Genomic DNA, 14,676 nt, shown 5'->3' with positions numbered 1-14,676 from the left:
TGTCCAAGGAAAAGTTCGAGCGTAAGAAGCCGCATGTGAATGTGGGGACGATTGGTCATGTGGACCATGGCAAGACCACGCTGACGGCGGCGATGACGGCGGTGCTGGGCAAGAAGTACGGCAGTGAGGCCCGTGCGTTTGACCAGATCGACAATGCGCCGGAAGAGAAGGCGCGCGGGATTACGATTGCGACCGCGCACGTGGAATACGAGTCTGACGTTCGTCACTACGCGCATGTGGACTGCCCCGGGCACGCGGACTACGTGAAGAACATGATCACGGGTGCGGCGCAGATGGACGGCGCGATCCTGGTGGTGTCGGCGGCCGACGGCCCGATGCCGCAGACGCGCGAGCACATTCTGCTGGCGCGTCAGGTGGGCGTGCCGTACATCGTGGTGTTCCTGAACAAGGCCGACATGGTGGACGACCCCGAGCTGCTTGAGCTGGTCGAGATGGAAGTGCGCGATCTGCTGTCCTCGTATGATTTCCCGGGTGACGACACTCCGGTGGTCACCGGTTCCGCGCTGAAGGCGCTGGAAGGGGACGACAGCGAAGTGGGCGCGCAGGCCATTTACAAGCTGGTCGAGGCGATGGACAGCTGGATTCCGGAGCCGGAGCGCGCGGTGGACGGTGACTTCCTGATGCCGGTGGAAGACGTGTTCTCGATCTCTGGTCGCGGCACGGTGGTGACGGGTCGTATCGAGCGCGGTGTGGTCAAGGTGGGCGAGGAGATCGAGATTGTCGGGATCCGCGACACCCAGAAGACCACCGTTACCGGTGTGGAGATGTTCCGCAAGCTGCTGGACCAGGGCGAAGCGGGCGACAACGTGGGCGTGCTGCTGCGTGGTACCAAGCGCGACGAGGTGCAGCGTGGCCAGGTGCTGTGCAAGCCGGGTTCGATCACCCCGCACACGCACTTCGAAGCCGAGGTGTACATCCTGGGCAAGGACGAGGGCGGCCGTCATACCCCGTTCTTCAATGGCTATCGCCCGCAGTTCTATTTCCGGACGACGGACGTGACGGGCTCGGTGGAGCTGCCGGAAGGCACCGAGATGGTGATGCCGGGTGACAACGTGAAGATGACCGTGTCGCTGATCAGCCCGATCGCGATGGAAGATGGTCTGCGCTTTGCGATCCGTGAAGGCGGCCGCACCGTCGGCGCCGGCGTCGTATCCAAGATTATTGAGTGAGCGAGATGGCAAACCAGCGTATTCGAATTCGCCTGAAGGCCTTTGACCATCGACTGATCGACCGCTCGGCGGCCGAGATTGTCGAAACCGCGAAGCGCACTGGCGCTCGCGTCAAGGGTCCGATCCCGCTTCCGACCAAGCGTGAATCGTACACCGTGCTGATTTCGCCGCATGTCAACAAGGACGCGCGCGACCAGTACGAGCTGCGTACGCACAAGCGTTTGATGGACATCCTCGATCCGACCGACAAGACCGTGGATGCCCTGATGAAGCTGGATCTCGCTGCCGGCGTGAATGTTCAGATTCGACTTAACTAACTCGTAACTTTCTGCCATACTATTGGGCTTTCCGTGGCCCGGCGGGATTGTTCGCCGGGCCACGGCTTTAGGGCGCTTGCCAGCGCCGTTCGATACGGAAGGGGTTTTGCAATGGCCATTGGACTCATCGGTCGCAAACTAGGCATGAGCCGCGTCTTCACTGACGACGGTGTCTCCGTGCCGGTGACTGTGCTGCAGGTGGACAACAATCGCGTGGTCCAGATCAAGCGCACTGAGGGCGACGGTTACAACGCGGTCCAGGTGACGGCGGGCAGCCGCAAGCCGTCTCGCGTCAGCAAGCCCGAAGCCGGGCACTACGCCGCGGCGTCGGTCGAGCCGGGTCGCGGCCTGTGGGAATTCCGGGTCGAGGAGGCCGAGCTCGACGGGCTGGCCCCGGGCGATGCCATCACGGTTGATCGCTTTGAAGAAGGTCAGGTGGTTGACGTGACCTCGCAGAGCAAGGGCAAGGGTTTTCAGGGTGCGGTCAAGCGTCACAATTTCCGCACCCAGGATGCGACCCACGGCAACTCGCTGGCGCATCGCGCCCCGGGGTCGATCGGGCAGAACCAGAGCCCGGGTCGCGTGTTCAAGGGCAAGAAGATGGCCGGCCATATGGGTGCCGAACGCAAGACCATCCAGAACCTGAAGGTGGTTCGGGTGGACGCGGATCGAAGCCTGGTGCTGATCCAGGGCGCGGTGCCGGGTGCGCCGAGCACCGACGTCATGATTCGTCCGGCCGTCAAGGCGAAGGGTTGAAGACAATGCAAGTAACGACAGCCGATACCGGCGCCAGCGTGGAGTTGTCGTCCGTGTGCTTCGAACGCGACTTTAACGAGTCGCTGGTGCATCAGAGCGTGGTCGCGTTTCTCGCCGGCCAGCGTCAGGGCACCCGTGCTCAGAAGACGCGTTCGGACGTAAGCGGCGGCGGCGCCAAGCCGTTTCGCCAGAAGGGCACTGGACGTGCCCGTGCGGGTACGATCCGCAGCCCGCTGTGGACCGGTGGCGGCAAGGTGTTCGCCGCCCGTACTCGCGACTTCTCGCAGAAGCTGAACAAGAAAATGTATCGCGCCGCGATGGCGTCGATTCTCTCCGAGCTGGTCCGTCAGGAACGGCTGAAGGTGGTGGCCGACTTCGCCGTGGCATCGGGCAAGACCCGCGATGGCGTTGCCAAGCTCAAGGAGCTCGGTCTCGCGAAGGGGCTGGTCGTTCTCGCCGAGGCGGATGACACGACGGCCCGTGCGCTGGGTAATGTGCCGCACATCGACGTCGTTGGCGTGGCCGGCATCAACCCGGCCAATCTGGTCGGCGCGGAGACGGTCGTAATGACCGAAGCGGCGATCCGGAAGGTTGAGGAGTGGCTGGCATGAATGCGCGTCTGATGCAGGTAATTCAGGGGCCGGTGGTCTCGGAAAAGTCCACCATGGCCGGCGAGATTGGTCAGTACGTTTTTCGCGTGCTGCCCGATGCGAGCAAGGACGAGATCAAGGCGGCGGTCGAACAGCTGTTCGAGGTGCGTGTGGAGAACGTGCGCACTCTGAATCAGCAAGGCAAGCAGAAGCGCTTCGGGCGTCTCTTTGGTCGCCGTAACCACTGGAAGAAGGCCTATGTGTCGCTCGCCGAAGGCGAAAGCATCGACATGGGTGAAGGAGACCAGGTCTAGTCATGGCGATTATCAAGACGAATCCGACCTCGGCCGGGCGGCGCCACGCGGTACAGATCCGTGGCGACAACCTGTACAAGGGTGCGCCGCATCCCGCGCTGGTCGAAAAGAAGACCCGTTCCGGTGGTCGTAACAATACGGGCCGGATCACCACCCGGCACGTGGGTGGTGGCCACAAGCAGCGTTACCGCGTGGTCGACTTCAAGCGCAACAAGGACAACGTCCCTGCCCGTGTGGAGCGCCTCGAATACGATCCGAACCGCAGCGCCCATCTGGCCCTGCTGCTGTACGCCGATGGTGAGCGTCGCTACATCATCGCGCCGAAGGGTCTGAACCAGGGCGATCAGGTGGCGAGCGGGAACCAGGCGCCGATTCGTCCGGGTAACGCCATGCCGCTGCGTTCGATCCCGGTCGGCACCACCGTGCATTGCGTCGAGCTCAAGCCCGGCAAAGGCGCGCAGCTGGTCCGCTCCGCCGGAACCTCCGCTCAGGTCGTGGCTCGCGAAGGCCAGCATGCGACGCTTCGGCTGGGCTCCGGCGAGATGCGCCGTGTGCAGTCCGAGTGCCGCGCGGTGGTGGGCGAAGTTGGCCATTCCGAACACAGTCTGAAGAAGTTCGGCAAGGCCGGCGCCAAGCGCTGGAAGGGCGTGCGTCCGACCGTGCGTGGTACGGCCATGAACCCGGTGGACCACCCGCATGGTGGTGGTGAAGGCCGCAACTTTGGCCGCCATCCGGTGACCCCGTGGGGTCGGCCGACCAAGGGTTACAAGACCCGCAATAACAAGCGTACCGACGGCATGATTGTGCGTCGGCGGAAGAAGTAACGGAGTCCCAGCATGCCGCGTTCACTGAAGAAAGGCCCGTTCGTCGACCACCACCTGCGCAAGAAGGTGGAAGAAGCGGCCGAGAAGAACGATCGTCGACCGATCAAGACCTGGTCCCGGCGTTCGATGATCATCCCGCAGATGGTCGGGCTGACCATCGCCGTCCACAATGGTCGGCAGCACGTGCCCGTGCTCGTCAACGAGAACATGGTCGGGCACAAGCTGGGCGAATTTGCCTTGACGCGGACCTTCAAGGGTCATATCGCGAACAAGAAGTCGCGCTGAGGACGAACGATGGAAACGATTGCAAAATTGCGTTTCGCGCGGATCTCCCCGCAAAAGGCTCGCCTGGTCGCCGACCAGGTGCGTGGCCTGCGGGTGGAGGATGCGCTCAACGAGCTCACGTTCAGCGCGAAGAAGCCGGCCGCCATTGTGAAGAAGGTGCTGGAGTCGGCGATCGCGAACGCGGAGAACAACGACGGTGCCGATATCGACGAGCTGCGCGTCTCGCGCATCCAGGTCGACGAGGGGCCGGTGCTCAAAAGGATGCATGCCCGCGCCAAAGGTCGCGGTAACCGCATCCTGAAGCGCACCAGCCATATCGTCATCGGCGTCAGCGAGAAGGGAGCCTAAGCATGGGTCAGAAAGTACATCCGACCGGCATCCGCCTGGGCATTTCTCGCCCGTGGTCGGCCACCTGGTACGCCGATGGTCGCGAGTTTGGCGAGACACTGAATAACGACATTCAGTTGCGGGAGTTTCTGCAGAAGAAGCTTGCGCACGCGTCCGTCAGCCGGATCAGCATCGAGCGCCCGGCCAAGGCCGCGCACATCACCATCCAGACCGCGCGTCCGGGGATCGTGATTGGCAAGAAGGGCGAGGATATCGAAAAGCTGCGCCAGGACGTGGCCCGCGAAACCGGGCTCGACCAGGGCAGCGTGAAGATCAACATCGAAGAGGTGCGCAAGCCCGAGATCGAGGCACAACTGGTTGCCGAAGGGATCGCGCAGCAGCTCGAGCGCCGCATTATGTTCCGTCGTGCGATGAAGCGTGCCGTTGGCAATGCGATGCGTCTCGGCGCCCAGGGCATCAAGGTGCATGTGTCCGGCCGCCTGAACGGCGCCGAGATCGCGCGCTCGGAGTGGTACCGCGAAGGCCGTGTGCCGCTGCACACGCTGCGCGCGGACATCGACTACGGGTTTGCGGAAGCGCGGACCACCTACGGGATCATTGGTGTGAAGGTGTGGATCTTCAAGGGCGAGGTCTTTGGCCTGGAGCCGACCGAAGGGACCCGCGCCGCCGCCAACGCGAGCTAGGACTGAAAGATCATGCTGCAGCCAAAAAGAACCAAGTTCCGCAAGCAGTTCAAGGGCCGTAACCGGGGTATGGCCTCGACCGGCGCCAAGGTCAGCTTCGGTGAGTACGGCCTGCAGGCCGTCGAGCGGGGTCGCATTACGGCCCGCCAGATCGAGGCCGCGCGTCGCGCGATGGTCCGTCACATCAAGCGTGGCGGGAAGATCTGGATCCGGGTGTTCCCGGACGTGCCGGTGACCAAGAAGCCGCTTGAAGTCCGTATGGGCAAGGGTAAGGGCGGTGTCGAATACTGGGTGTGCAAGGTGCAGCCCGGTCGCATGCTCTACGAAATGGAAGGTGTGCAGGAAGACGTGGCGCGCGAAGCGATGCGTCTGGCGGCCGCCAAGTTGCCGGTGAAGACGGTGTTTACCCGTCGGCAGGTGATGTGATGAAAGCGAGCGAATTGAGAAAGAAATCCGACGACGAGCTCAACACCGAGCTCGAGGCGCTCTACAAGGAGCAGTTCGGGCTGCGCATGCAGAAGGCCGTCGGCCAGCTCGCGCGCCCCGATCGAGTGGGCAAGGTGCGGCGCGAGATCGCGCAGATCAAGACGCTGATGAACGAACGAAAGGCAGGCTAAGACGATGACCGAGCAAGTCTCCAAAACCCAGCGATCCGTCGTTGGGCGCGTGATCAGCGACAAGATGGACAAGACCCGGACGGTCCTGGTCGAGCGCCGCGTGCGTCATCCGTTGTACGGCAAGTTCATTCGGCGCAGCACCAAGCTGCACGTCCATGACGAGGACAATGTGTCGCGCATGGGTGACCGCGTGCGTATCCGGGAATGCCGGCCGATGTCCAAGCAGAAGCGCTTTGCCCTGATCGAAGTGGTCGGGCAAGACGCGCTTTAATCGGCCGCTGGGAGAGAAGTCATGATTCAAATGCAGACCGTTCTCGAGGCCGCCGACAACAGCGGCGCCCGTCGCATCCAGTGCATCAAGGTGCTGGGTGGCTCGCACCGTCGCTATGCGCGCGTGGGCGATGTGATCAAGGTGAGCGTCAAGGACGCCATCCCGCGGGGGAAGGTGAAAAAGGGTGACGTGTACAACGCGGTCGTGGTGCGTACTGCGTCGGGCGTGCGCCGCCCCGACGGTTCGATCATTCGTTTCGATCGTAATGCGGCGGTGTTGCTGAATAATCAGCACCAGCCGATCGGCACTCGTATCTTCGGGCCGGTGACGCGTGAACTGCGAGGGGAGAAGTACATGAAGATCATCTCCCTCGCCCCGGAAGTGCTGTGAGGTCGTGATGAATAAGATTCGCAAAGGTGACGACGTCGTCGTGATCGCAGGAAAGGACAAAGGCCGGCGCGGCACCATCATCAAGGTGCTGGACGGCAAGGTTCTGGTACAGAACATCAACATGGTGAAGAAGCATCAGAAGCCGAATCCGCAGCGGGGGATCGGTGGCGGGATCATCGAGAAGGAAATGCCGATCGATGTCTCCAACGTGATGCTCTTCAACCCGGCAACCGACAAGGGTGATCGCGTGTCGTTCAAGACCCTGGAAGACGGCCGCAAGGTGCGTGTCTTCCGATCGAACGGCGAGGTCGTGGACGCATAACGCGGACGGACGGTTTATGGAACGCTTGAGAGAAGAATACGAATCCAACGTGAAGCAGGCGCTGCAGCAGCAGTTCAGCTATGCCAACGTGATGGAGATCCCGCGTGTCACCAAGGTGACCCTGAACATGGGGCTGGGTGACGCGGTTGCGGACAAGAAGATCATTGAGCACGCGGTCAGTGACATGACGGCCATCGCCGGGCAGAAGCCCGTGGTGACGAAGGCGCGGAAGTCGATCGCCGGCTTCAAGATCCGTGACGGGTACCCGATTGGCTGCAAGGTGACGCTGCGTAGTCGCCAGATGTACGAATTCCTGGATCGCCTGATCAACGTGGCGCTGCCGCGTGTGCGGGACTTCCGGGGTTTCAGCCCCAAGGCGTTCGATGGTCGCGGGAACTACTCGCTGGGGATCAAGGAACAGATCATCTTCCCCGAGATTGACTATGATCGCGTCGACAAACTGCGCGGCATGGACATCACGATTACAACCAGCGCGAAGACGGACGAGGAAGCCAAGGCCCTGCTGGAAGCCTTCCGGTTCCCGTTCCGCAACTAAGAGGTAGGCGCACATGGCGAAGACATCGATGATCGAGCGCGAAAAGAAACGTGCCCGTCTGGTCAAGAAATACGCAGCGAAGCGTGCGGAACTGAAGGCGATCCTGGTGGACGAAACCAAGTCCTCCGAAGAGCGCCTGGCCGCGATGCACGCCCTGCAGAAGCTGCCGCGTGACTCCGCGGCGGTACGACAGAAGAATCGCTGTGGCATCACCGGTCGCCCGAAGGGTTATTACCGTCGGTTCGGCCTTGGGCGGAACAAGCTGCGGGAGCACGCCATGAAGGGCGAAATCCCGGGCCTGCGCAAGTCGAGCTGGTAAGGAGACAAAAGCAATGATGACCGATCCGATTTCCGACATGCTTACCCGCGTGCGCAATGCGCAGCGCGCGAACAAGGAGCAGGTCGCGATCCCGTTCAGCAAGGCCAAGGAACGCATCCTCAAGGTGTTTACCGACGAGGGGTTTGTGGGCGACGTCCAGGTCGAGGGCGAGGCCGCGCAGAAGAAGCTGGTGGTGAAGCTGAAATATTTCGAGGGGCGTCCGGTCATCGAGAGCGTTGAACGGATCTCCCGCCCGGGTCTGCGGATCTATCGCGGCAAGGATGAGCTCCCGCGTATCAACCAGGGGCTCGGTGTCGCGGTGATCTCCACGCCGCAGGGTGTCATGAGTGATCGCGCAGCCCGGGCCGCCGGCCAGGGCGGCGAGGTCCTCTGCAAGATTTACTGAGGAATCAGCCATGTCGCGCATTGCAAATCTGCCGATCAAGCTGCCCAACGGCGTGGCCGTGGAGCAGGCCGACGGCGAGATCAAGGTCAAGGGCCCGAAGGGCGAGCTGCAGTTGGCTTGCCCGGAGGCTGTCACGGTCACGGTCGAGGACGGCATCGTCCGGGTGAAGGCCGACGAAAACGCCAGGAACATGGCTCTGGCCGGTACCATCCGCGCCATTCTGGGCAATCATGTGCACGGTGTGAGCGAGGGCTTCGAGCGTACGCTCGAGTTGGTCGGCGTCGGCTATCGCGCGCAGATGCAGGGCGCGAAGCTCAATCTGACGCTGGGTTATTCCCACCCGATCGAATTCGATGTCCCCGAAGGGGTCACGATCGAGACGCCCAGCGCGACCGAGGTGGTGGTGAAAGGAACGGATCGCCAGAAGGTGGGGCAGGTGGCGGCGAATATTCGCGCCTTCCGTCCGCCGGAGCCCTACAAGGGCAAGGGCGTGAAGTACAAAGACGAGCGCATTGTGCGTAAAGAAGCCAAGAAGAAGTAGGTAGGCACCAGTGGACAAGAAAGAGGCCAGACTCAAGAGGGCGCGTCGCGCGCGGTTCAAGATCCGCGAGCTGGGGGTGCATCGTCTCTGTATTCACCGGACGCCGCGCCACATGTATGCGCAGATCATTGCCCCTTCGGGCGACGCGGTGGTGGCTGCGGCCTCCACCGTCGAGAAGGAGCTGAAGAGCGCCGGCAACACCGGGAACGCCGAAGCGGCGGCTCGTGTGGGGCAGGTGATCGCCGAGCGCGCGAAGAAAGCCGGAATCGAACAGGTCGCGTTCGACCGTGCGGGCTTTCGTTATCACGGGCGGGTGAAGGCCCTGGCCGACGCCGCCCGTGAAAACGGCCTGCAGTTCTAGACCAACGCGACCCACCGGAGAAGATGAATGGCACGTAATGATGTAAGCGAAGCCACCGACGGCCTGCAGGAAAAGCTGATCGGCGTGAACCGCGTGGCCAAGGTGGTCAAGGGCGGGCGTCAGTTCCGCTTTGCCGCACTGACCGTCGTGGGCGATGGCGAAGGCCGTGTTGGATTCGGCTATGGCAAGGCCCGCGAAGTCCCGCAGGCCATCCAGAAGGCGATGCAGCAGGCGCGTCAGGAGATGCGCGACGTCTCGCTGAACGATGGCACCCTGCACTATGCGGTTAACGGCCGTCACGGTGCGGCCAAGGTGTACATGCAGCCAGCCTCGGAAGGTACGGGCGTGATCGCAGGTGGTGCGATGCGCGCGGTGCTTGAGGTCGCGGGCGTGCACAACGTGTTGGCCAAGTGCGTCGGTTCGCGCAATCCGATCAACGTCGTGCAGGCGACGATCGACGGGCTCACCAAGGTGAACTCGCCGGAACGTGTCGCTGCCAAGCGCGGCAAGACTGTCGACGAAGTGACGAGCTAGTCATGAGCAAGCTGAAACTGACCCTGGTGCGCAGCACCGCCGGAAGGCTGAAGAACCACAAGGCCTGTGTCCGCGGCCTCGGCCTGCGCAAGACCCACAGCACCTCCGTGATCGAGGCCACCCCCGAGAATCTCGGCATGGTCCACAAGGTGTCGTACCTGCTGAAGGTAGAGGAAGTCTGACCTATGCGACTCAACGACATTTCCAGCCCCGCCGGTGCCCGCAAGCCGGGCAAGCGCGTGGGTCGTGGTATCGGCTCCGGCCTGGGCAAGACCGGCGGGCGTGGCCACAAGGGGCAGAAGTCCCGCTCGGGCGGCTTCACCAAGACCGGCTTCGAAGGCGGCCAGATGCCGCTGCAGCGTCGTCTGCCCAAGGTGGGCTTTCGTTCGCGCAAGCAGCGCTACGCAGCCGAGGTTCGCCTCAGCGAGCTGGCCAAGGTAGAAGGTGAGGTTACGCTGGACAGTCTGAAAAAGGCCGGTGTGATTCCCGAGATCGCCCAGAGCGCGAAGATCTTCGCGTCCGGTGAAGTCACCCAAGCCTGCGTCGTCAAGGGCGTGGGCGTGACCAAGGGGGCCAAGGCAGCCATTGAGGCGGCCGGCGGGAGCGTCGAGGCCGAATAATGGCGCGTGGAGCGACAGCACGATCCGGTGGCGGGCTCACCGGCTTTACCGAGTTGCGTCAACGCCTGCTGTTCGTGCTGGGCGCTCTGGTCGTCTACCGCATCGGGACGTTTATCCCGGTGCCGGGGATCAATCCGGTGGCCGTTTCGCAGTTCTTCGAACAGCAAAGCGGCACGATCCTGGACATGTTCAACATGTTTTCCGGGGGTGCGCTGGAGCGGCTGTCGATCTTCGCCCTCGGGGTGATGCCGTATATCTCCGCGGCGATCATCATGCAGCTGCTTGCGGCCACCGTGCCGGCGCTGCAGCAGCTGAAAAAGGAAGGCGAGCAGGGCCGCCGGAAGATTACGCAGTACACGCGCTACGGGACTGTGGCGTTGGCGCTGTTTCAGAGTATCGGAATTGGGATCGCGCTGAACGGGCAGACCATTCAGGGCATGCCGATGGCGCTGAATCCGGGGCCGATCTTTATCTTTACGGTGGTCGTGTCGCTGGTGACCGGGACGCTGTTCCTGATGTGGCTGGGCGAACAGATTACCGAGCGCGGCATCGGTAACGGCATCTCGATCATCATCTTTGCCGGGATCGTCGCGGGCCTGCCCGGTGCGATCGGCGGCACTCTGGAGCTGGCGCGTACCGGTGAGCTGGCGGCCGCGTTCGTGGTGATTCTGATCGTGCTGGCGCTCGCGGTAACCGCCTTCGTGGTGTTCGTCGAGCGGGGACAGAGGCGGGTCACGATCAATTACGCGAAGCGCCAGGTCGGGCGAAAGGTCGTAGGCGGCCAGTCTTCCCACCTGCCGCTGAAGTTGAATATGGCGGGGGTGATCCCGCCGATCTTCGCATCGAGTATCATCCTGTTCCCCTCGACTCTGGGGCAATGGTTTGGACAGGCGGAGGGCATGGACTGGCTGCGCGAGCTGTCGACGACGCTTGCGCCCGGGCAGCCGTTGTACGTGGGCTTCTACGCGGCGGCAATCATTTTCTTCTGTTTCTTCTATACCGCGCTGGTGTTCAACTCGCGCGATACGGCGGAAAACCTGAAGAAGCAGGGCGCCTTTATCCCGGGGATCCGGCCGGGCGTCCAGACGGAACGGTTTATCGACGGGGTCATGACCCGGTTGACCGCGGTGGGTGCGGTGTACATTACCGCCGTGTGTCTGCTGCCGGAATTCCTGATCCTGTACTGGAACGTGCCCTTCTACTTTGGTGGGACGTCGTTGTTGATCATCGTGATCGTGGTGATGGACTTCATGGCCCAGTTGCAATCGCATCTGGTGTCGCACCAGTACGAAGGACTGATGAAAAAGGCGAATCTGAAGGGTTTCGGCGGGACCGGGATCCGCTAGACCAGGAGAAAGACCATGAAGGTACGGGCATCCGTAAAGCCGATCTGCCGCAACTGCAAGGTGATCCGGCGTAATGGCGTGGTCCGCGTGATTTGCTCGGACAAGCGCCACAAGCAACGCCAGGGCTAAGGCTTGGCGTCACTGGTATTCATTGCTACTATAGCCGGCTTTGCCGGATTCTGATGGAGATGTTGGATGGCTCGCGTCGCTGGAATCAATATTCCTGACCAGAAGCACACCGTGGTTGCGCTGACCGCGATCTATGGCATTGGCCCGACTCGGGCCCGCCAGATCTGCGAGGCCGCCGGTGTGCGTCCGGAAATCAAGGTGCGGGATCTGACCGATGCCGAAGTCGACGCTCTGCGTGCGCAGATCGATCGGATTCCGGTGGAAGGGGATCTGCGCCGCGAGATCAGCATGAACATCAAGCGGTTGATGGATCTGGGCTGCTATCGCGGGGTGCGTCATCGCCGTGGCCTGCCGTTGCGCGGCCAGCAGACGCAGACGAACGCCCGGACCCGCAAGGGCCCGCGTCGCCCGATTCGTAAGTAATCAGACTGGGATCACAGGTACATGGCACAAGCGCAGACCCGGACCAAGAAAAAGGTCCGCAAGAATATCGCTGAGGGCGTGGCTCACGTATACGCCACGTTCAACAACACGATCATCACCATCACCGATCGTCAGGGCAACACGATCAGCTGGGCCACTTCGGGTGGCTCCGGCTTCCGTGGCTCGCGCAAGTCGACCCCGTTCGCGGCCCAGGTGGCCGCGGAACGCGCCGGTTCGGCGGCCGCCGAGCACGGCGTGAAGAACCTCGACGTGATGGTGCGCGGTCCGGGTCCGGGTCGCGAGTCGGCGGTGCGTGCGCTGAACAACGTGGGGTTCAAGATCACCAACATCAGTGATGTCACCCCGATCCCCCACAACGGCTGCCGGCCGCCCAAGAAACGCCGCGTTTAAGGCTGGAGTTCAAGAATGGCTCGTTACATTGGACCGAAGTGCAAACTGAGTCGCCGCGAAGGCGTGGACCTGGGGCTGAAGAGCCGGGCACGCGCGCTGGAGACCAAGTGCAAGCTGGACAAGGCCCCGGGGCAGCACGGCGAACGCCGTACCCGCCTGTCCGACTACGCCGTGCAGCTGCGCGAAAAGCAGAAGCTGCGCCGCATCTACGGGGTACTGGAAAAGCAGTTCCGTAACTATTACAAGAAGGCCGCTCAGCGCAAGGGCTCCACGGGTGAGAACCTGCTGAAGCTGCTGGAAGGCCGTCTGGACAATGTCGTGTATCGCATGGGCTTCGGCAGTACCCGCTCCGAGGCACGTCAGCTGGTGTCGCACCGCGCGGTGCTGGTCAATGGTCAGGTGGTCAACATCGCCGCCTACCAGGTGCAGCCGTCCGACGTGGTCAGCATTCGCGAGAAGGCACGCAAGCAGGTGCGTATCCAGGATTCCATGACCCTGGCCGAGCAGAGCGGTTTTCCGTCTTGGGTGGAAGTGGACACGAGCAAGTTCGAGGGCACCTTCAAGGCGATCCCGGACCGCTCCGACCTGCCCGCCGACATCAACGAGTCGCTCGTCGTCGAGCTCTACTCGAAGTAACCGTATAGCGGCCTTCCGCCAGGAGACACCATGCAGTCCAACGAACTGGTCAAGAAACAACAGATCGAGGTCGAGGCCGAGAACCGGAACCAGGCCAAGGTAGCGCTGGAGCCGCTCGAGCGGGGTTTCGGTCATACGCTGGGCAACGCCCTGCGCCGCGTGCTGCTGTCGTCGATCCCGGGTGCGGCGATCGTCGAGGCCCGTATCGAGGGCGTGCTGCACGAATACACCGCGATCGAAGGTGTGCAGGAAGACGTGGTCGATATCCTGCTGAACCTCAAGGGTGTAGCGCTGCGCATGCACAGCCGCGAAGAATCGACGCTAAGTCTGAAGAAAAAGGGTCCGTGCGTGGTCACCGCCGGTGACATCACCGTGGATCACGATGTCGAAGTCGTGAACCCCGAGCACGTGATTGCGACGATCACCAAGAATGTCGAACTCGACATGACCCTGACCGCCCGCGCCGGGCGCGGTTACGAACCGGTGAGCACTCGCCGTCAGGCCGAAGGGGACGAGACCGGTATTGGTCGGCTCCTGCTGGATGCCAGCTTCAGCCCGATCCGCCGCGTGGCCTACCGAGTCGAGAGCGCGCGTCTGGCGCAGCGCACCGACATGGATCGCCTGGTGCTCGAGCTGGAGACCAATGGTGCGATCGCGCCGGATGACGCGGTGCGTCAGGCGGCGACGATCCTGCAGGGTCAGTTGGCCCCGTTCGTCGATCTCCAGGAAGAGACGGGCGAGGTGCCGGGCACGACCGCGGGCGCGATCGATCCGATCCTGCTGCGTCCGGTGGACGAGCTGGAACTGACCGTGCGGTCGGCGAACTGCCTGAAGGCCGAAAACCTGTACTACATCGGTGATCTGGTGCAGCGCACCGAGGTTGAGCTGCTGCGTGCGCCCAACCTGGGCAAGAAGTCGCTGACCGAGATCAAGGACACGCTGGCCACTCACGGTCTGTCGCTCGGGATGCGTCTCGAGAACTGGCCGCCGCCGGGTCTGCGCGACGACAACGAGTAATCACGGCGCTTCGCGCCAACCGTATTTCAGAGGAAATCTCTCATGCGTCATCGTCATTCCGGCCGTCAGCTGGGCCGTAACAGCTCGCACCGCAAGGCCACTTTTCAGGCCCTGTCCGTGGCCCTGTTCCGGCACGAACTGATCAAGACCACGCTGCCGAAGGCCAAGGAACTGCGCCGCGTGGCCGAGCCGCTGATCACCCTCGCGAAGGAAGACAGCGTGCACGGCCGCCGGACCGCGTTCGCCCGTCTGCGTGACAAGGAGATCGTGGGCAAACTGTTCAACGAGCTGGGTCCGCGCTACGACGGTCGTCCGGGTGGCTATCTGCGCATCCTGAAGTGTGGCTACCGGGCGGGTGACAATGCCCCGATGGCCTATGTCGAACTGGTCGATCGTCCGGAGCCGAGTGAAGATCAGGGGAACGGCGAAGCCGCCTGATCGAACACTGCTCGTGGATTAGAAAGAGCCGG

At 62.7% G+C, this 14,676-nt stretch carries 29 protein-coding genes; all 29 read left to right on the top strand.

Annotated features, from left to right (window positions below; genetic code table 11):
• Positions 1-1,190 (top strand): elongation factor Tu (gene tuf / locus F623_RS0108720; RefSeq protein WP_018862130.1); only part of this gene is annotated, 1,190 nt, incomplete at its 5' end.
• A 5-nt stretch (positions 1,191-1,195) separates the two neighbouring features.
• Positions 1,196-1,507, top strand: coding sequence for a 30S ribosomal protein S10 (gene rpsJ, locus F623_RS0108715; RefSeq protein WP_012983533.1), 312 nt, complete (start codon positions 1,196-1,198; stop codon positions 1,505-1,507).
• Positions 1,508-1,618: 111 nt separating this feature from the next.
• Positions 1,619-2,263: a 50S ribosomal protein L3 gene (gene rplC / locus F623_RS0108710; RefSeq protein WP_018862129.1), complete on the top strand. Its 645-nt coding sequence runs from the start codon at positions 1,619-1,621 to the stop codon at positions 2,261-2,263.
• A gap of 5 nt (positions 2,264-2,268) precedes the next feature.
• Complete coding sequence (gene rplD, locus F623_RS0108705; protein ID WP_018862128.1) at positions 2,269-2,874, top strand: 50S ribosomal protein L4; 606 nt, start codon at positions 2,269-2,271, stop codon at positions 2,872-2,874.
• A complete protein-coding gene (gene rplW, locus F623_RS0108700) occupies positions 2,871-3,167 on the top strand; it encodes a 50S ribosomal protein L23 (RefSeq protein ID WP_018862127.1) in 297 nt (98 codons plus the stop codon). The genes rplD and rplW overlap by 4 nt, the downstream gene beginning before the upstream one ends.
• A gap of 2 nt (positions 3,168-3,169) precedes the next feature.
• Entirely contained in the window at positions 3,170-3,991 is an 822-nt protein-coding gene (gene rplB / locus F623_RS0108695; RefSeq protein ID WP_018862126.1) for a 50S ribosomal protein L2, read from the top strand.
• 12 nt (positions 3,992-4,003) lie between these two features.
• Complete coding sequence (rpsS, locus tag F623_RS0108690; RefSeq protein WP_018862125.1) at positions 4,004-4,276, top strand: 30S ribosomal protein S19; 273 nt, start codon at positions 4,004-4,006, stop codon at positions 4,274-4,276.
• Between the two features lie 9 nt (positions 4,277-4,285).
• Positions 4,286-4,624, top strand: a complete 339-nt coding sequence (rplV, locus tag F623_RS0108685) for a 50S ribosomal protein L22 (protein ID WP_018868371.1) — start codon at positions 4,286-4,288, stop codon at positions 4,622-4,624.
• Positions 4,625-4,626: 2 nt separating this feature from the next.
• On the top strand, positions 4,627-5,307 hold the full coding sequence (gene rpsC / locus F623_RS0108680; RefSeq protein ID WP_018862123.1) for a 30S ribosomal protein S3: 681 nt from the start codon (positions 4,627-4,629) through the stop codon (positions 5,305-5,307).
• 12 nt (positions 5,308-5,319) lie between these two features.
• Complete coding sequence (rplP, locus tag F623_RS0108675; RefSeq protein ID WP_018862122.1) at positions 5,320-5,733, top strand: 50S ribosomal protein L16; 414 nt, start codon at positions 5,320-5,322, stop codon at positions 5,731-5,733.
• The gene (rpmC, locus tag F623_RS0108670) at positions 5,733-5,924 is read left to right on the top strand and encodes a 50S ribosomal protein L29 (RefSeq protein ID WP_017926380.1); all 192 of its coding nucleotides are present in this window, start codon (positions 5,733-5,735) and stop codon (positions 5,922-5,924) included. Before rplP ends, rpmC begins: the two co-directional genes overlap by 1 nt.
• Positions 5,925-5,928: 4 nt before the next feature.
• The gene (gene rpsQ / locus F623_RS0108665; RefSeq protein ID WP_018138200.1) at positions 5,929-6,195 is read left to right on the top strand and encodes a 30S ribosomal protein S17; all 267 of its coding nucleotides are present in this window, start codon (positions 5,929-5,931) and stop codon (positions 6,193-6,195) included.
• A gap of 21 nt (positions 6,196-6,216) precedes the next feature.
• Positions 6,217-6,585: a 50S ribosomal protein L14 gene (rplN, locus tag F623_RS0108660; RefSeq protein ID WP_018862121.1), complete on the top strand. Its 369-nt coding sequence runs from the start codon at positions 6,217-6,219 to the stop codon at positions 6,583-6,585.
• 7 nt (positions 6,586-6,592) lie between these two features.
• On the top strand, positions 6,593-6,907 hold the full coding sequence (gene rplX / locus F623_RS0108655) for a 50S ribosomal protein L24 (protein ID WP_018138199.1): 315 nt from the start codon (positions 6,593-6,595) through the stop codon (positions 6,905-6,907).
• A gap of 16 nt (positions 6,908-6,923) precedes the next feature.
• A complete protein-coding gene (gene rplE / locus F623_RS0108650) occupies positions 6,924-7,463 on the top strand; it encodes a 50S ribosomal protein L5 (RefSeq protein WP_018862120.1) in 540 nt (179 codons plus the stop codon).
• A gap of 13 nt (positions 7,464-7,476) precedes the next feature.
• Positions 7,477-7,782, top strand: coding sequence for a 30S ribosomal protein S14 (gene rpsN, locus F623_RS0108645; protein ID WP_026278735.1), 306 nt, complete (start codon positions 7,477-7,479; stop codon positions 7,780-7,782).
• 13 nt (positions 7,783-7,795) lie between these two features.
• Positions 7,796-8,188, top strand: coding sequence for a 30S ribosomal protein S8 (gene rpsH / locus F623_RS0108640; protein WP_018868372.1), 393 nt, complete (start codon positions 7,796-7,798; stop codon positions 8,186-8,188).
• Positions 8,189-8,198: 10 nt separating this feature from the next.
• Positions 8,199-8,729 carry a 50S ribosomal protein L6 gene (rplF, locus tag F623_RS0108635; protein WP_018862117.1) on the top strand — a complete coding sequence of 177 codons (531 nt, stop codon included), beginning with the start codon at positions 8,199-8,201 and terminating at the stop codon, positions 8,727-8,729.
• A 10-nt stretch (positions 8,730-8,739) separates the two neighbouring features.
• Positions 8,740-9,090, top strand: a complete 351-nt coding sequence (gene rplR, locus F623_RS0108630) for a 50S ribosomal protein L18 (RefSeq protein ID WP_018862116.1) — start codon at positions 8,740-8,742, stop codon at positions 9,088-9,090.
• A gap of 27 nt (positions 9,091-9,117) precedes the next feature.
• Complete coding sequence (gene rpsE / locus F623_RS0108625; protein ID WP_018862115.1) at positions 9,118-9,624, top strand: 30S ribosomal protein S5; 507 nt, start codon at positions 9,118-9,120, stop codon at positions 9,622-9,624.
• A gap of 2 nt (positions 9,625-9,626) precedes the next feature.
• On the top strand, positions 9,627-9,806 hold the full coding sequence (gene rpmD, locus F623_RS0108620) for a 50S ribosomal protein L30 (RefSeq protein ID WP_018138193.1): 180 nt from the start codon (positions 9,627-9,629) through the stop codon (positions 9,804-9,806).
• Positions 9,807-9,809: 3 nt separating this feature from the next.
• A complete protein-coding gene (gene rplO, locus F623_RS0108615; protein WP_018862114.1) occupies positions 9,810-10,244 on the top strand; it encodes a 50S ribosomal protein L15 in 435 nt (144 codons plus the stop codon).
• A complete protein-coding gene (secY, locus tag F623_RS0108610; protein WP_012983512.1) occupies positions 10,244-11,590 on the top strand; it encodes a preprotein translocase subunit SecY in 1,347 nt (448 codons plus the stop codon). The genes rplO and secY overlap by 1 nt, the downstream gene beginning before the upstream one ends.
• Before the next feature lie 15 nt (positions 11,591-11,605).
• The gene (rpmJ, locus tag F623_RS0108605; protein WP_012983511.1) at positions 11,606-11,719 is read left to right on the top strand and encodes a 50S ribosomal protein L36; all 114 of its coding nucleotides are present in this window, start codon (positions 11,606-11,608) and stop codon (positions 11,717-11,719) included.
• Between the two features lie 66 nt (positions 11,720-11,785).
• On the top strand, positions 11,786-12,142 hold the full coding sequence (gene rpsM / locus F623_RS0108600; protein WP_012983510.1) for a 30S ribosomal protein S13: 357 nt from the start codon (positions 11,786-11,788) through the stop codon (positions 12,140-12,142).
• 21 nt (positions 12,143-12,163) lie between these two features.
• Complete coding sequence (rpsK, locus tag F623_RS0108595; RefSeq protein ID WP_018862112.1) at positions 12,164-12,553, top strand: 30S ribosomal protein S11; 390 nt, start codon at positions 12,164-12,166, stop codon at positions 12,551-12,553.
• A 15-nt stretch (positions 12,554-12,568) separates the two neighbouring features.
• Entirely contained in the window at positions 12,569-13,189 is a 621-nt protein-coding gene (gene rpsD, locus F623_RS0108590) for a 30S ribosomal protein S4 (RefSeq protein WP_012983508.1), read from the top strand.
• A 30-nt stretch (positions 13,190-13,219) separates the two neighbouring features.
• The gene (gene rpoA / locus F623_RS0108585) at positions 13,220-14,206 is read left to right on the top strand and encodes a DNA-directed RNA polymerase subunit alpha (protein WP_018862111.1); all 987 of its coding nucleotides are present in this window, start codon (positions 13,220-13,222) and stop codon (positions 14,204-14,206) included.
• A 42-nt stretch (positions 14,207-14,248) separates the two neighbouring features.
• A complete protein-coding gene (gene rplQ / locus F623_RS0108580; protein ID WP_018862110.1) occupies positions 14,249-14,644 on the top strand; it encodes a 50S ribosomal protein L17 in 396 nt (131 codons plus the stop codon).
• Positions 14,645-14,676 lie beyond the last annotated feature (32 nt).

It is taken from the genome of Thioalkalivibrio sp. ALD1 (assembly GCF_000381245.1).
Classification (GTDB): Bacteria; Pseudomonadota; Gammaproteobacteria; order Ectothiorhodospirales; family Ectothiorhodospiraceae; genus Thioalkalivibrio.
This window is presented reverse-complemented; position numbering and strand designations above follow the sequence as displayed.

Bases quoted from the DNA above. Each gene is read 5' to 3' on its own strand.
- rpsJ (WP_012983533.1), top strand. From the start codon at position 1,196: ATGGCAAACCAGCGTATTCGAATTCGCCTGAAGGCCTTTGACCATCGA.
- rplC (WP_018862129.1), top strand. From the start codon at position 1,619: ATGGCCATTGGACTCATCGGTCGCAAACTAGGCATGAGCCGCGTCTTC.
- rplD (WP_018862128.1), top strand. From the start codon at position 2,269: ATGCAAGTAACGACAGCCGATACCGGCGCCAGCGTGGAGTTGTCGTCC.
- rplW (WP_018862127.1), top strand. From the start codon at position 2,871: ATGAATGCGCGTCTGATGCAGGTAATTCAGGGGCCGGTGGTCTCGGAA.
- rplB (WP_018862126.1), top strand. From the start codon at position 3,170: ATGGCGATTATCAAGACGAATCCGACCTCGGCCGGGCGGCGCCACGCG.
- rpsS (WP_018862125.1), top strand. From the start codon at position 4,004: ATGCCGCGTTCACTGAAGAAAGGCCCGTTCGTCGACCACCACCTGCGC.
- rplV (WP_018868371.1), top strand. From the start codon at position 4,286: ATGGAAACGATTGCAAAATTGCGTTTCGCGCGGATCTCCCCGCAAAAG.
- rpsC (WP_018862123.1), top strand. From the start codon at position 4,627: ATGGGTCAGAAAGTACATCCGACCGGCATCCGCCTGGGCATTTCTCGC.
- rplP (WP_018862122.1), top strand. From the start codon at position 5,320: ATGCTGCAGCCAAAAAGAACCAAGTTCCGCAAGCAGTTCAAGGGCCGT.
- rpmC (WP_017926380.1), top strand. From the start codon at position 5,733: ATGAAAGCGAGCGAATTGAGAAAGAAATCCGACGACGAGCTCAACACC.
- rpsQ (WP_018138200.1), top strand. From the start codon at position 5,929: ATGACCGAGCAAGTCTCCAAAACCCAGCGATCCGTCGTTGGGCGCGTG.
- rplN (WP_018862121.1), top strand. From the start codon at position 6,217: ATGATTCAAATGCAGACCGTTCTCGAGGCCGCCGACAACAGCGGCGCC.
- rplX (WP_018138199.1), top strand. From the start codon at position 6,593: ATGAATAAGATTCGCAAAGGTGACGACGTCGTCGTGATCGCAGGAAAG.
- rplE (WP_018862120.1), top strand. From the start codon at position 6,924: ATGGAACGCTTGAGAGAAGAATACGAATCCAACGTGAAGCAGGCGCTG.
- rpsN (WP_026278735.1), top strand. From the start codon at position 7,477: ATGGCGAAGACATCGATGATCGAGCGCGAAAAGAAACGTGCCCGTCTG.
- rpsH (WP_018868372.1), top strand. From the start codon at position 7,796: ATGATGACCGATCCGATTTCCGACATGCTTACCCGCGTGCGCAATGCG.
- rplF (WP_018862117.1), top strand. From the start codon at position 8,199: ATGTCGCGCATTGCAAATCTGCCGATCAAGCTGCCCAACGGCGTGGCC.
- rpsE (WP_018862115.1), top strand. From the start codon at position 9,118: ATGGCACGTAATGATGTAAGCGAAGCCACCGACGGCCTGCAGGAAAAG.
- rpmD (WP_018138193.1), top strand. From the start codon at position 9,627: ATGAGCAAGCTGAAACTGACCCTGGTGCGCAGCACCGCCGGAAGGCTG.
- rplO (WP_018862114.1), top strand. From the start codon at position 9,810: ATGCGACTCAACGACATTTCCAGCCCCGCCGGTGCCCGCAAGCCGGGC.
- secY (WP_012983512.1), top strand. From the start codon at position 10,244: ATGGCGCGTGGAGCGACAGCACGATCCGGTGGCGGGCTCACCGGCTTT.
- rpmJ (WP_012983511.1), top strand. From the start codon at position 11,606: ATGAAGGTACGGGCATCCGTAAAGCCGATCTGCCGCAACTGCAAGGTG.
- rpsM (WP_012983510.1), top strand. From the start codon at position 11,786: ATGGCTCGCGTCGCTGGAATCAATATTCCTGACCAGAAGCACACCGTG.
- rpsK (WP_018862112.1), top strand. From the start codon at position 12,164: ATGGCACAAGCGCAGACCCGGACCAAGAAAAAGGTCCGCAAGAATATC.
- rpsD (WP_012983508.1), top strand. From the start codon at position 12,569: ATGGCTCGTTACATTGGACCGAAGTGCAAACTGAGTCGCCGCGAAGGC.
- rpoA (WP_018862111.1), top strand. From the start codon at position 13,220: ATGCAGTCCAACGAACTGGTCAAGAAACAACAGATCGAGGTCGAGGCC.
- rplQ (WP_018862110.1), top strand. From the start codon at position 14,249: ATGCGTCATCGTCATTCCGGCCGTCAGCTGGGCCGTAACAGCTCGCAC.